Consider the following 13,460-nt stretch of genomic DNA (forward strand, 5'->3'; position numbering starts at 1 on the left):
CGGACTCGGATCCGGGCGCGCTCGTGCACGGTGCGGATCGGTGGGGGCCGGATGCCGGGCGCCGGCGGGAGCGTGTGAGGACCGAAGATCCCCCGAGGCCCGCTCGGCACCTCCGCGCCCCGCTGCTGATCCAGGAGGCGGGGACCCCGCCTCAGCGCGCCGCGCCGGCCGGGCCGCCGTCGCCGTCGAGGTGGTCGCCGATGGCCGCGAGCAGGCGGTCCGCGTCGGCAGCCGAGCTGTACGGCGCGAGACCGATCCGGAGCGCACCCGCGTCGCCGAGGCCGAGGTGGCGCGACGCGTCCCGGGCGTAGAAGTGCCCGCTCGGGGCGTTGATGTCGCGCTGCGCGAGGAACTCGGACAGCGCGTGCTCCCGCCGGTCGTCCAGCGAGACGAACAGCGTCGGCGAGCGACGGGCGGCGCGGGAGTGCAGCGTGAGGCGCGGGAAGTTCTGCAGGCCCTCCTCGATGCGCTGCCGGAGGGCGGTCTCGTGGCGGTCGAAGGCCTCGACCGACGTGGCGAGCCGATCCCGGCGGGTGCCGTCCCCGGGGACCGCTGCGGCGAGGAAGTCGACGGCGGCGGTCGCACCGGCCATGAGCTCGTAGGGCAGCGTGCCGAGCTCGAACCGCTCGGGGACGACGTCGGCCGACGTGGCGAGCCTGTCCGGCACGAGGTCCTCGAGCAGGTCGCGCCGTGCGGTCAGGACGCCGCAGTGGGGTCCCATGAACTTGTAGGGCGAGCAGGTGAACAGGTCGGCACCGAGTGCGGGGACGTCGACGAGCGCGTGCGCGGCGTAGTGCACACCGTCGACGAACACCAGGGCTCCCACCCGGTGCGCGGCGTCGGCGATGTCGCGGACGTCGGGCATGGTGCCGATCAGGTTCGAGGCCGCGGTGACGGCGACGAGGCGGGTGCGGTCGCTCAGCTGCTCGACGACCGCGCCCACCGGCAGCTCGCCGGTCGCGGGGTCGAAGTCGGCCGTCCGCACGGTCGCGCCGGCGCGCTCCGCCGCGATCACCCACGGCTCGACGTTCGCGTTGTGGTCGAGGCGGGTGACGACGACCTCGTCACCGGGGCGCCAGGTGCGCGCCAGCGCCCGCGAGAAGTCGAAGGTCAGGGCGGTGCTGCTGCGGCCGAAGACGACCGTGTCGGCCTGGACGTGGAGGAAGTCGCCGAACGCGGCCCGGCACGCCTCGACGATGTCGTCCGCGTTCCGGGCTGCCGCCGTGAGGGCGCCCCGGTTGGCGAGCGGGGCGATCAGGGCGTCGCGGATGGCGTCGGCCACGGGGATCGGCGTCTGGGTCCCACCGGGGCTGTCGAAGTAGGCGGTGCCGCCCTGCAGCGAGGGGAAGGCCGCGCGGAGCCGGTCGAGATCCAGATCCTGAGGAATCGTGAGCATCGCTTCTCCCTGCGCGGTGTCGGTGCTCGTCAAGCATGGCCGATGCCGGTCGAGGCATCGATGGCCGTCGGCACGCGGTAACACCGGCGCAACACGCGCCTCGCTACGCTCCCGACATGGGAGACCTGTTCGACGGCTACGCCCCGTCGGAGGCTCCTGCGCTCGCCTTCGACGAGATGTTCGCCGCGCCTCCCGGGGCTCGAGGCGCCGCCCCGGTGGCACGGAAGGCCTACCGGGAGGTCGCCGCTGCGCTCCAGGGGATGACGCAGGCCGACCTGCGCCGGCGCACCGAGGCGCTGGCCGACTCCTACCTCGCGCAGGGCGTCACGTTCGACTTCGCGGGCGAGGAGCGGCCGTTCCCGCTCGATGCCGTGCCGCGGGTGATCGACGCCGAGGAGTGGACCCGCGTCGAGGCCGGCGTGCGGCAGCGGGTGCTCGCCCTCGAGGCGTTCCTCGCGGACGCCTACGGGGCGCAGGCGGCGGTGCGCGACGGCGTGATCCCCTCCACCCTGATCACCTCGTCCGCCCACTTCCACCGGCAGGCCGCCGGCGTGCTCCCCGCGAACGGCGCGCGCATCCAGGTGTCGGGGGTCGACCTGATCCGCGACGAGCAGGGCGCCTGGCGCGTGCTCGAGGACAACATCCGCGTGCCGAGCGGCGTCAGCTACGTCATCTCCAACCGGCGGGTCATCTCGCAGACGCTGCCCGAGCTGTTCGCCGCGATGCGGATCCGGCCGGTCGAGGACTACCCGAACCGGCTGCTGAAGGCCCTGCGCGCGGCGGCCCCGCCGGGGGCGGTCGACCCGACCGTCGTGCTGCTCACGCCCGGCGTCTACAACTCGGCCTACTTCGAGCACACGCTGCTGGCCCGCCTGATGGGCGTCGAGCTCGTCGAGGGACGCGACCTCTTCTGCTCCGGCGGCCGCGTGTGGATGCGGACGACGGACGGACCCACCCGCGTCGACGTGATCTACCGGCGGGTGGACGACGAGTTCCTCGACCCGCTGCAGTTCCGCGCCGACTCGACGCTCGGCAGCCCCGGGATCATGCTCGCCGCGCGCCTCGGCAACGTCACGATCGCGAACGCGGTCGGCAACGGGATCGCCGACGACAAGCTCGTCTACACCTACCTGCCGGACCTCATCCGCTACTACCTCGCGGAGGAGCCGGTGCTCCCGAACGTCGACACCTGGCGGCTCGAGGAGCCGGGGGCGCTCGCCGAGGTGCTCGACCGCCTGCCCGAGCTGGTGGTGAAGCCGGTCGACGCCTCCGGCGGGAAGGGCCTCGTGATCGGGCCGGCCGCGTCGCGGCAGGAGCTCGACCGGCTGCGCACGCGGCTCGTCGACGACCCGCGCGGGTGGATCGCGCAGCCCGTCGTGCAGCTGTCCACGATCCCGACCCTCGTCGACGAGGGGGTCCGTGCGCGGCACGCCGACCTCCGGCCGTTCGCCGTCCACGACGGTCGTGACGTGTGGGTGCTCCCGGGCGGCCTGACGCGGGTGGCGCTGCCGGAGGGGCAGCTCGTCGTGAACTCGAGCCAGGGCGGCGGGTCGAAGGACACGTGGGTGCTCGACGGCACCGACCCGGACGACGCCCAGCCGCGCCGCGACGACGTCCCGGCCGCTCGCCGCGCGGCTCCCGCTTCGCGGGAGGCCCGGGAGCCGGAGCACGCGCCGCTCGACGGCCGGACCGTCGACGGCGAGCAGCACCGGCAGGTCCAGCAGCAGCAGCAGGGCCCGCGATGCTGAGCCGGATCGCGGAGAGCCTGTTCTGGATCGGGCGCTACATCGAGCGCGGCGACGGGACGGCTCGCATCCTCGACGTGCACCTGCAGCTGCTGCTCGAGGACCCGTGGGTCGAGGAGGACGAGGCCTGCCGGGCGCTCCTCGGTGTGATGGGCTCGGCGACGCCGGACCCGGCGCCCCTGACCCGCGGCGACGTCCTCCGCCTGCTGGCGACGGACACGACCCAGCCGGCGTCCATCGCCTACGCGCTCTCCGCCGCGCGCGAGAACGCGAGGCGCGCCCGCGAGATCGTCAGCACCGAGCTCTACGAGTGCCTGAACACCACCACCGCGCAGATGGCCCGCATCTCGGCGACCCGGCGCCCCGCGGCGTACTTCGCCTGGGTCCGGGAGCGCACGGCGCTCGCGGTCGGGATCATCGAGAGCGCCGCCAGCCGTGACGAGGTGTGGCGCTTCTTCACCCTCGGCCGCAGCATCGAGCGCGCCGACATGACCGCGCGGCTGCTCGCCACCCACGCCCTCACCGGCCACAACGGCCCGAGCTGGACCACGATCCTCCGCTCGTGCGGCGGCTACGAGGCCTACCTGCGCACCTACCGCGGCATGCCCTCCCCGGAGACCGCCGCCGAGTTCCTCACCGTCGATCGCCTGTTCCCGCGGTCGATCCTGTTCGCGGTCCTCCGCGCCGAGTCGTGCCTGCGGCAGCTGGAGCCCCGCACCGAGCGCGCCGGCATCTCCGACCAGGCCCTCCGGGTGCTCGGCCAGATCCGCTCCGAGCTGGAGTTCCGGTCCCCCGCCGAGATCCTCGAGCAGCTCGGCGCGCACATGGACTCGGTGCAGGCGGCCACCTCCGCGGCGTCGGAGGCGATCCGGCGGCGCTACTTCCCCACCAACGACCTGCCGGTCTGGGTCGGCGAGTACTGACGCGAGGGCCGTTCATGACGCGACTGCACATCCGGCACCTCACCGGGTACCGCTACGGCGGCGAGGTGACGGCCTCGTACAACGAGGCGCGGATGCTGCCGGCCACCGACGCGGAGCAGCTCGTCCTCGCCGCGCACCTCCAGATCGAGCCCGTCTCGTCGTCGCACGCCTACGTCGACTACTGGGGCACGCGGGTGAACTCCTTCGAGATCCTCACGCCGCACCGCGAGCTGTCCCTGACCGCGACGAGCACCGTCGAGATCAGGCGGCCGCGGCAGGAGGGGCACGACTGCGACTGGGAGCAGGTCCGCCGCGCCGCCGACGTCTCCGTCCCGGTCGTCGAGCAGCTGCAGCAGACGACGCTGACCGAGCCGCCCGTCGACGTGGCGGTGCTCGCGCACGAGGCGGCGGGCGATTCGGTCCCGTGCGTCGCGGCGCGCCTCGTGTGCGAGACGATCGGCGACCGCATGACCTACCTGCCCGGGGTCACCGGCGTCACCTCGACGGCCGCGGACGCCTGGCGGGAGGGCAGAGGGGTCTGCCAGGACATCACGCATCTCGCGCTCGGCGCGCTGCGCTCGGTCGGCCTGCCGAGCCGGTACGTCTCCGGGTACCTGCACCCAGACCCCGCCGCGCCCCTCGGCGTCCCCACCCGCGGGGAGTCGCACGCCTGGGTCGAGTGGTACTGCCACGGCGGCTGGCACGGGTACGACCCGACCAACGGCATCCCGGTCGGCGACCGGCACGTGCTGGTCGGTCGGGGGCGGGACTACGCGGACGTCGCACCGCTCCGCGGCGTCTACGCGGGACCGTTCGGCAGCGAGCTGTTCGTGGAGGTCGAGATCACCCGGGAGGGGTGAGCCCACCCGGGAGCCGCGCTCGCCGTCGTCTGCGCCCGCGACCCCGTCAGGCCGGCTCGCCCTCGGCGACCGTGAGGCGGGCGCGAGCGGCGCGGGCGGCGGACACGAGGTTCGTGAGCGACGCAACGGTCTCCTCGTACCCGCGGGTCTTCAGCCCGCAGTCCGGGTTCACCCAGAGCCGGTCGGCGGGGACGGCGGCGAGCGACACCGCGAGGTGCGACGCCACCTCCTGCTCGCCCGGGACCCGTGGCGAGTGGATGTCCCAGACGCCCGGGCCGATGCCGCGGGCGAAGCCGGACTCGCGCACGGCGTCGACGACCTCCATGCGGCTGCGGCTCGCCTCGATGCTCGTCACGTCGGCGTCGAGGCCGTCGATCGCGTCGATCACCTCGGCGAACTCCGAGTAGCAGAGGTGCGTGTGCACCTGCGTCGAGGGGGCGGCGCCGCCGGTCGCGAGCCGGAACGCGCCGACCGACCAGCGGAGGTACTCGGGCTGGCGGGCGCGGCTGAGCGGGAGGAGCTCGCGCAGCGCGGGCTCGTCGACCTGCACGATGCGGATGCCCGCCGCTTCGAGGTCGGCGATCTCGTCGCGGAGGGCGAGGGCGACCTGGTCGGCGGTGGCGCCGAGCGGCTGGTCGTCGCGCACGAACGACCAGGCGAGGATCGTGACCGGCCCGGTCAGCATGCCCTTCACCGGACGCGGGGTGCGGCTCTGCGCGAACCTCGACCAGCGCACCGTGATCGGTGCCGGCCGGGTCACGTCGCCCCAGAGGATCGACGGCCGCGTGCAGCGGGAGCCGTACGACTGCACCCAGCCGTGGACCGTCGTGGCGAAGCCGTCGAGCGCCTCCGCGAAGTACTGGACCATGTCGTTCCGCTCGGGCTCGCCGTGCACGAGGACGTCGAGCCCGAGGTCCTCCTGCAGCTCGATCACCCGGGCGATCTCGTCGCGGATCGCCGTCTCGTAGGCCTCGGCGGTCAGCTCGCCCTTGGCGAGCCGGACGCGGAGCCGGCGCACCTCGTCCGTCTGCGGGAAGGAGCCGATCGTCGTGGTCGGCAGGGGCGGCAGCCCGAGGCCGTGCTGGGCGGCGACCCGCTGCGGGTACGGCGCCCGGGAGCGCTCCCCCGGCCCGACCGCCTCGACGCGGCGCCGGACCGCGGGGATCCGCACCCCCGGCACCGCCGCCCACTCGGCGATCGCGCGGTCGCTGTCGGCGAGATCCTCCGCGATGCTCGCCCGTCCCCGCTCGACGGCGCGGGCGAGCAGTGCGACCTCCCGGACCTTCTGGTCGGCGAACGCGAGCCGGCGGCGCAGCGGGGCCGGCAGGTCGGGCTCGTCGTCGACGTCGTGCGGCACGTGCAGGAGCGAGGCCGCGGTGCTGACGACGAGCCGGCGGGCGAGCGGGGCGACCGCGTCGAGCCGGTCGAGCGCGACCGCGAGGTCGGCGCGCCACACGTTGCGCCCGTCGACGACGCCGGCGACGAGCGTCTTCGCGGCGAGGCCGGCCCGGACCTCGTCATCGAGCGCGACGGGCAGGTCGCCGCGGACGAGGTCGAGCGCGACGGCCTCCACCGGGCTCGTCGCGAGCGCCCGGAGGGCCGGCGCCGGCAGCGTGCCCCAGGTCGCCGCGACGAGCAGCGAGGGGCGGCCGTCGGCCGCGCCGAGCACCCCGTAGGTGCGGGCCGCGGCGTCGGCGAGCTCGGCGGGGCGGGCGGCCAGGCTCTCGGACACGAGCGCGGGCTCGTCGAGCTGCACCCACTCGGCGCCCGCGTCGGCCAGCGCGCGCAGCACGGCCGCGTACACCGGGAGGAGGTCGTCGAGCCGCTCGAGCGGAGCGGTGCGCGCGGAGGGGTCCTTGCTGAGGGCGAGGAGCGTCACCGGGCCGACGAGCACCGGCCGGGGAACCAGGCCTTCCGCCACGGCCTCGCCGACGAGCGCGGCGAGACGGTCCGCATTCGGAGTGAAGGTCGTGCTCTCGTCGATCTCCGGCACCAGGTAGTGGTAGTTCGAGTCGAACCACTTCGTCATCTCGAGCGGCGGCTGCTCGTCGGTGCCGCGCGCGAGCGCGAAGAGCGTGTCGAGCGCGCCTGGAGCCGCTGCACCGAAGCGGCCGGGCACCGCGCCGACGGCGAGCGCCGTGTCGAGCACCTGGTCGTAGAGGCTGAAGCTCTCCGGCACGCCGGAGGCCGCGTCGAGGCCCAGCTCGACGAGCCGGCGGCGGACCGCTGCGCGCGACGCCGCCGCGCGACGCTCGAGCTCGGCCGCGTCGATGCGGCCGGCCCAGTACGCCTCGAGGGCGTGCTTCAGCTCGCGGCGGCGCCCGATGCGGGGGTAGCCCAGGACGGTGGCGATCGGGAGATCGGTCATTTCGGCTCCTTGCTTGCAGCGGCGGCTCGCGCGGCCCCGAGGCCGAGGCGGTCGAGCACGTCGAGGACGGCGTCCGTGCGGTTCAGGGTGTAGAGGTGCAGGGCGGGAGCGCCCGCAGCGAGCAGGGCCTCCGCGAAGCGCACGGCGGCGGCGACCCCGATCTCGTGGCGGCCCTCCTCGGTCGGCTCCACCTCGAGCGCGATCGCGAGATCGGTCGGCTCGTCCTCGCCGGACAGCTCGAGCATCCGGCGCAGCCGCGCGAGGCTCGTGACGGGCAGCAGCCCGGGCACGATCGGGATCGTGATGCCCCAGGCCCGGGCACGGGCGACGAACGCGGCGTAGTCGTCCGCGTGGAAGAACAGCTGCGTGATCGCGAGCTCGGCGCCCGCGACCTGCTTGGCGAGCAGCGCGTCGAGGGAACCGGCGCGCGATCGGGCCCCCGGATGCCCGTTCACGAACGCTGCGACGGCGACGCGCGCCCGATCCTCCTGCTGCTCGGGTGCCAGCGCGTCGGGCACCGTCGCTTCGGACCACTCGCGCCGCTCCGCCTGCACCCGGTGGAGCAGCTGGACGAGCTCCGCGGCCGTGCGCAGCCCGGTCGGCGCTCCGGTCGCGGCCGCGTCGCCCCGCACCGCGAGGAACCGACGGGCGCCGAGATCGAGGAGCCGACGGGCGGTGGCCGTGATCTCGGCGGGCGTGCGTCCCGCGCAGGTGAGGTGCGCCATCACGTCCACCGGCGTGCGCTCGACCACGGTGCGGACGAGGTCGAGCGAGGCGGCGACGGTGGATCCGGACGCCCCGTAGGTCACCGACAGGAACTCGGGCTGCGTCGCCGCGAGCGTGTCGATCACCCCCGGGAGCGCCGCGCCCGAGGCGGCGCTGCGCGGTGGGTAGAGCTCGAACGAGTGCGTGACCCTCGGATCCGCCATCGCTTCGCCCCTTCCCACACGCTGGAGCCGCCCCGCGGTCCTGCAGGGCGGTTCGCGGGCGCCGGGCTCGGCTGTCGCTGCACCCGACGAGCGGGTGGTGCGGGCCAGCGTAGGAAGGCGGAGGCGTCCTGTCACCCCTGTGACGGAGCGTGACGGCGGTGGGTCTGCGCCGCTGCGCGGAAGGGCCCGGCCGGAGCGCGGGTTGCGCCCCGGCCGGGCCTTCGGGAGAGCGCCGCCGGTCAGGAGGCCCGGCGGAGCCGCTTCACCTGCATCGGCCCGGCGAGCAGGTCGCCGGAGGCCGCCAGGAAGGAACCCACGTGCGGCAACGTGTTGTGCTCGACGAGGGCGGCCTCGTCGAGCCACTCCTCGCAGAGCACGAACCGGTCGGCGACGTCCGTCTCCTCGAGCACGTCGTACCGGATGCAGCCCGCGTCCGCCCGGCTCCGGGCGGCGAGCAGCGCGAGCTCGTCCCGCAGCCGCTTCCCGGCCTCGGCGCGCGCCTGCAGCGTCACGAGGAGCGTCACCGGCTCCGGGCTCACGACGACACCGCTCCGGTCGGGGCCGGCACGTCGACCGTCGGCACAGGCACCCAGGCGCCGCTCTCCCCCGACTCGACGATGGCGTCGTCGATCAGCGCGGTCTGGTAGCCGTCGCGGAAGCTCGGGCTCACCTCCGTGCCCTCGGCGATGGCGGTGAAGAAGTCGTGCGCCTCGATGATCTTCGTCTCGCCGTACCCGATGCCGAGCGCCGGGATCGGCCAGAGCGCGCTGCCGTTCGGGTGCGCGGGACCGGTGTAGATCGTCCGGAACCCGCGGCGGTCGCCCGGGTCGTCGGCGAACGCGACCTGGAGCTCGTCCCGTCGCTCGTAGTTGAAGAAGATCGACCCCTTCGTGCCGTGCACCTCGAAGGTGATGTAGTTGTTGCGCCCGTGCCCGTTGCGGGTCGCCTCGATCGAGCCCACCGCACCGCTCGCGAACCGGATCATCGTCATGACCTCGTCGTCGACGTCCACGGGGCCGCGCGGCCCGTCGCCGCCCCGCGTCGTCCCGAGCGAGTCCGCGCCGCCGGACTGCAGCGGCCGGTCGGTGATGAACGTCGAGAGCAGCGCGCTCACCTGCGCGAAGTCGCCGACCAGGTAGCGGGCGATGTCGATCACGTGGGTCGCGATGTCGCCGAGCGCGCCGGAGCCGGCGATCGCCTTCTGGAAGCGCCACGACAGCGGCGAGTCCGGGTCGGCGCTCCAGTCCTGCAGGTAGGTGCCGCGGAAGTTCGTGACGGTGCCGATCGCGCCCTCGTCGATGAACCGCTTCGCCAGCGCGACGGCGGGGGTGCGGCGGTAGTTGAACGCGACCATGTTGACGACGCCGGCCTCGACCACGGCCTCGTACATCGCCCGCGCCTCCTCGCTCGTGCGCGCCAGCGGCTTCTCGCTGATGATGTGCTTGCCCGCCCGTGCCGCGGCGATCGCGATCTCGGCGTGCAGGTGGTTCGGCGTGGCGATGTCGACCACGTCGATCTCCGGGTCGTCGATGACGGTGCGCCAGTCGCCGGTGGACCGCTCGAAGCCGAACCGGCGCGAGGCCTCCTCGGCCAGCTGCTCGTTCGCCTCGGCGATGGTCCTCCGGACGGGCATCGCCGGTGCGGGCCAGAAGAACATCGGCATCGCGGCGTAGGCCAGCGAGTGCGCCTTGCCCATGAAGCCGGCCCCGATGAGCCCGACGTTGAGTTCCTTCACGTTCGATTCCTTTCGATACGGGCCGCGGTCGTGGCCGTGGGTGCGGGTGCGGTGCGGGTGCTCAGTGCTGCGCTGCCAGCAGGCGGTCGAGGTAGGCCTTGCTGATGCGGGCCGCCTCGGCGGGGTCCCCTTCGTACGCGTCGAGCTCGACCATGAGCCAGCTGTCGTAGCCGGTCTCGCGGATCGCGGCGATCACGTCGGGGAGGTCGATCACGCCCTGGCCGAGCGGCAGGAACGCGAACGGGTCAGGACGGAGGTCCTTCAGGTGCACGTGCCGCAGCCGGTCGGGGTACCGCCGGATCAGCGCGGCCGGGTCGCCGCCGCCGGCGGCCAGGTGCGCGGTGTCCGGGCAGAACCCGATGCGGGTGAGCTGGAGCACGTGCTCGAGCTCGTCCGGGTTCTCGACGATGGTGCTGAGGTGGGGGTGGTAGCTCGCCGTCAGGCCGAACTCCTCCGCGATGTCCGTGACGCGGTCGAGGCTCTGGCCGAGCCGGCGGTAGTCGTCGTCCTGGGTGCCCGCCGCCCGGCGCGCACCGCCGCCGACCACGAGGCGCTCGGCTCCGAACGTGGCCGCGAGCTCGGCCGCCCGGCGGATCCGGTGCAGCTCGTCGGGGAGGATGTCGGCGTAGATGAAGTTGGCGCCCGTGTAGACGCTGACGAGGCGAAGCCCCGCGTCGTCGAGCGCGCCGCGCAGCGCGTCGGGGCGCTCGGCGTAGTCGGCGACGTTGCCGTCGAACATCTCCACCCCGGCGTACCCCGCCGCGCCGATCTCCCGGATCGCGTCGGTCGTCGAGCCGTTCGCCCGGTAGAAGAGGTCCTTGACGCTCGTCACCCCGGTGGGCTCGCCGACGACGCCACCCCAGGTGATCGTGCAGTAGCCGATGTTCATCGTTCCTCCTTCGTGCTGGTGCGGTGCTCGGCTCCGCGCGACGGCGCGCGGACCGGACCGGCGCAGGCGCGACGCCTCGCCGGGGACGACGGACGGGTCACTTCTTCTTCGCCAGCGCGACGGCGAGGATGATGATCGCGCCGCGGATGATCTGCTGCTGGCTGCTGTCGAGCCCGGCGAGGACCAGGCCGTTGTTGATGAGCCCGATCAGCAGGGCGCCGAAGGCGGTGCCGACCACCGTCCCCGCGCCGCCGAAGAGGCTGGTGCCGCCGAGGATCACCGCGGCGATGGCGGAGAGCTCGTCCCCCTCACCCCACTGGAACCGGCCCGACTGCAGCCGGCCGGCGTAGAGCATGCCCGCGAGGCTGGCGACGACCGCCGAGACGAGCAGCACGGTGAACGTGATGCGCCGGGTGCGGATACCGGTGTACTGCGCCGCGCTGCGGTTCCCGCCCGTGGCGAGCACCTGGCGGCCGTACCGCGTCCGGCCGAGCACGACCGCGCCCACCGCGACGGCGACGACCGCCCAGATGACGAGCACCGGGACGGGACCGATGCTGCCCGAGCCGAAGAGGTTGTTGAACGTGTCGTCGAGGATCGGTTCCGGCGCCGAGTTGGTGATGTACTGCGCCGTCCCGGCGGCGACGCCGAGCATCCCGAGGGTGACGAGGAACGACGGGATGCCGAGGAGGCTGACGAGGGCCCCGTTGATCGATCCGACGACGACCCCGACGAGCAGGCCGGCGAGGATGCCCGGGACCAGGCCGAACGCCGACACGGTCATCGCGGCCGTCACGCTCGACAGGCCCGCGACCGACCCGACGCTCAGGTCGATCTCGGCGGCCGAGATGACGAAGGTCATCCCGACGGCGATCACGGCGATCGTCGCCGTCTGGCTGAGGATGTTCAGCAGGTTGTTTGGCGACAGGAACCCCTGGTTGCCGAGCAGGACCGCGAAGAAGATGAAGACGACGACGAAGCCGATGTAGATGACGTAGCGGCGCCAGTCGAGGTCGCGGAAGAAGCCGCCGCGCGCGCTGCGTGGCGTCGGTTCGAGCACAACGCTCGGCTCGGTCTTGGTCATGACTGCACTCCCTGCACTGCGAGTTGAAGCGATTCCTCGTCCGCGATGTCCCGCCGCGGAAGGTCTTCGACGATGGAGCCGTCCCGCACCACGAGGACGCGGTCGCTGACCGCGAGCAGCTCGGGGTACTCGGACGAGATGATGAGCACCGCGCGGCCCTCGTCGGCCAGCCCCCGGATCCGGTCGAGGATCTCGCTCTTGGTGCCGATGTCGACGCCCGCGGTCGGTTCGTCGAGGATGAGGATGCTGGGGTCGGTCCCGAGCCACTTGGCGAGCACGACCTTCTGCTGGTTGCCGCCGGAGAGCAGCCTCACCGGGCGTCCCGGATGCGCCACCTTCACGCCGAAGCGCTCGATCAGGGACTGCGCGAGCACCCGGCCGGCCGGGAGGTCGAGCAGCGGCCCCCGCCGGATGCGGCCGAGCAGCGGCAGCAGCAGGTTCTCCCGCACCGAGTGGTCGAGCACGAGCCCCTGGTCGCGCCGGTCCTCCGGGATCAGCGCCAGCCCGGCGGCGATCGCTCGATCCGGCGACGAGACGTTCGCCTTCTCGCCCCGGATCAGGACCTCGCCGCTCCGGATGGGGTCGATGCCGAACAGCGCCCTGGCGAGCTCGGTGCGGCCGCTGCCCATGAGGCCGGCGAGTCCCACGATCTCCCCGGCCCGCACCGCGAACGACACGTCGCGGACCCGCGGTCCCGCGTTCAGGTCGCGCACCTCGAGCAGCACCTCGGACGCGGCCGCGGCCTCGCGGGACCGGTAGGTCAGCTCGCCCTCGATCTTCTTACCCACGATGCCTTCGACGATCTCAGCCGGCGTGGTGTCGGCGAGCGTCGAGGTGAAGAGCGTGCGGCCGTCCCGGAGCACGGTGATCCGATCGGCGACCCGGTAGATCTCGTCCATGCGGTGCGAGATGTAGATGATCGAGATGCCGCGGGCCTTCAGCCGCTCGATGAGGGCGAAGAGCGCCTCGGTCTCGTGCTTCGCGAGGCTCGCGGTGGGCTCGTCCATGATGAGCACGCGGGCGTTCTGCGCGAGCGCCTTCGCGATCTCGGTGAGCTGCCAGTAGGCCGTCCCGAGCCGGCCGACCTCGGCCTTGGGGTCGATGTCGACGGCCATCTCCTGGAGCACGGTGCGGGCGCGCCGCACCCCCTCCCGGTCGTCGACGAGCCCGCCGCGCATCGGTTCGACGCCGAGGAAGATGTTCTGCGCGACGGTGAGGCTCGGCACGAGGCTGAACTCCTGGAACACCATCCCGATGCCGGCCGCCTTCGCGTCCTGGATCGAGGTGATGCTCACCGGCTCGCCCTCGATGAGGATCTCGCCGGAGGTGGGCTGGTACACGCCCTGGATGATCTTCATCAGGGTCGACTTGCCCGCGCCGTTGCCGCCGGCGAGGGCGTGGGCCTCGCCTTGACGGACGGCGAAGTCGACGTCCGTCAGCACCGTGACGGGGCCGAAGCTCTTGGAGATCCTGCGCGTCTCCACCGCGTTGACCGCCTGCGTCATGTCGGCTGCTCCTCTGTTCGCGGATG

General features: G+C 73.4%; 11 protein-coding genes. 3 read left to right on the plus strand and 8 right to left on the minus strand.

Annotated features, from left to right (window positions below; all coding sequences use genetic code 11):
- Positions 1-151 precede the first annotated feature (151 nt).
- The gene (locus tag QDR37_RS12815) at positions 152-1,396 is read right to left on the minus strand and encodes a cysteine desulfurase-like protein (protein WP_279714177.1); all 1,245 of its coding nucleotides are present in this window, start codon (positions 1,394-1,396) and stop codon (positions 152-154) included.
- 116 nt (positions 1,397-1,512) lie between these two features.
- On the opposite strand from QDR37_RS12815, the gene QDR37_RS12820 reads away from it, so the two are divergent.
- From QDR37_RS12820 to QDR37_RS12830, 3 genes are read left to right on the plus strand one after another with little or no spacing between them, the layout of a single operon-like run.
- A complete protein-coding gene (locus QDR37_RS12820) occupies positions 1,513-3,144 on the plus strand; it encodes a circularly permuted type 2 ATP-grasp protein (protein WP_279714178.1) in 1,632 nt (543 codons plus the stop codon).
- Positions 3,138-4,064 carry an alpha-E domain-containing protein gene (locus QDR37_RS12825; RefSeq protein ID WP_279714179.1) on the plus strand — a complete coding sequence of 309 codons (927 nt, stop codon included), beginning with the start codon at positions 3,138-3,140 and terminating at the stop codon, positions 4,062-4,064. Before QDR37_RS12820 ends, QDR37_RS12825 begins: the two co-directional genes overlap by 7 nt.
- Positions 4,065-4,078: 14 nt before the next feature.
- Complete coding sequence (locus QDR37_RS12830; protein ID WP_279714180.1) at positions 4,079-4,924, plus strand: transglutaminase family protein; 846 nt, start codon at positions 4,079-4,081, stop codon at positions 4,922-4,924.
- A gap of 46 nt (positions 4,925-4,970) precedes the next feature.
- On the opposite strand, the gene metE is transcribed toward QDR37_RS12830, so the two are convergent.
- From metE to QDR37_RS12865, 7 genes are all read right to left on the minus strand, one after another.
- Positions 4,971-7,292: a 5-methyltetrahydropteroyltriglutamate--homocysteine S-methyltransferase gene (metE, locus tag QDR37_RS12835; protein ID WP_279714181.1), complete on the minus strand. Its 2,322-nt coding sequence runs from the start codon at positions 7,290-7,292 to the stop codon at positions 4,971-4,973.
- Positions 7,289-8,221 (minus strand): methylenetetrahydrofolate reductase, encoded by a 933-nt coding sequence (locus QDR37_RS12840; RefSeq protein WP_279714182.1) that lies wholly within the window; start codon positions 8,219-8,221, stop codon positions 7,289-7,291. The genes metE and QDR37_RS12840 overlap by 4 nt, the downstream gene beginning before the upstream one ends.
- Positions 8,222-8,460: 239 nt before the next feature.
- Positions 8,461-8,760 carry a putative quinol monooxygenase gene (locus QDR37_RS12845; RefSeq protein WP_279714183.1) on the minus strand — a complete coding sequence of 100 codons (300 nt, stop codon included), beginning with the start codon at positions 8,758-8,760 and terminating at the stop codon, positions 8,461-8,463.
- Positions 8,757-9,956, minus strand: coding sequence for a Gfo/Idh/MocA family oxidoreductase (locus QDR37_RS12850; protein ID WP_279714184.1), 1,200 nt, complete (start codon positions 9,954-9,956; stop codon positions 8,757-8,759). The genes QDR37_RS12845 and QDR37_RS12850 overlap by 4 nt, the downstream gene beginning before the upstream one ends.
- 61 nt (positions 9,957-10,017) lie before the next feature.
- Entirely contained in the window at positions 10,018-10,845 is an 828-nt protein-coding gene (locus tag QDR37_RS12855) for a sugar phosphate isomerase/epimerase (RefSeq protein ID WP_279714185.1), read from the minus strand.
- Between the two features lie 97 nt (positions 10,846-10,942).
- On the minus strand, positions 10,943-11,929 hold the full coding sequence (locus QDR37_RS12860) for an ABC transporter permease (protein WP_279714186.1): 987 nt from the start codon (positions 11,927-11,929) through the stop codon (positions 10,943-10,945).
- The gene (locus QDR37_RS12865) at positions 11,926-13,434 is read right to left on the minus strand and encodes a sugar ABC transporter ATP-binding protein (RefSeq protein WP_279714187.1); all 1,509 of its coding nucleotides are present in this window, start codon (positions 13,432-13,434) and stop codon (positions 11,926-11,928) included. Before QDR37_RS12865 ends, QDR37_RS12860 begins: the two co-directional genes overlap by 4 nt.
- Positions 13,435-13,460: the final 26 nt, after the last annotated feature.

Source organism: Amnibacterium sp. CER49 (genome assembly GCF_029846255.1).
GTDB lineage: Bacteria > Actinomycetota > Actinomycetes > Actinomycetales > Microbacteriaceae > Amnibacterium.

What these genes read in the sequence shown, in the direction of transcription:
- QDR37_RS12815 (WP_279714177.1), bottom strand. Translation starts at nt 1,396, where the DNA reads ATGCTCACGATTCCTCAGGATCTGGATCTCGACCGGCTCCGCGCGGCC.
- QDR37_RS12820 (WP_279714178.1), top strand. Translation starts at nt 1,513, where the DNA reads ATGGGAGACCTGTTCGACGGCTACGCCCCGTCGGAGGCTCCTGCGCTC.
- QDR37_RS12825 (WP_279714179.1), top strand. Translation starts at nt 3,138, where the DNA reads ATGCTGAGCCGGATCGCGGAGAGCCTGTTCTGGATCGGGCGCTACATC.
- QDR37_RS12830 (WP_279714180.1), top strand. Translation starts at nt 4,079, where the DNA reads ATGACGCGACTGCACATCCGGCACCTCACCGGGTACCGCTACGGCGGC.
- metE (WP_279714181.1), bottom strand. Translation starts at nt 7,292, where the DNA reads ATGACCGATCTCCCGATCGCCACCGTCCTGGGCTACCCCCGCATCGGG.
- QDR37_RS12840 (WP_279714182.1), bottom strand. Translation starts at nt 8,221, where the DNA reads ATGGCGGATCCGAGGGTCACGCACTCGTTCGAGCTCTACCCACCGCGC.
- QDR37_RS12855 (WP_279714185.1), bottom strand. Translation starts at nt 10,845, where the DNA reads ATGAACATCGGCTACTGCACGATCACCTGGGGTGGCGTCGTCGGCGAG.
- QDR37_RS12860 (WP_279714186.1), bottom strand. Translation starts at nt 11,929, where the DNA reads ATGACCAAGACCGAGCCGAGCGTTGTGCTCGAACCGACGCCACGCAGC.
- QDR37_RS12865 (WP_279714187.1), bottom strand. Translation starts at nt 13,434, where the DNA reads ATGACGCAGGCGGTCAACGCGGTGGAGACGCGCAGGATCTCCAAGAGC.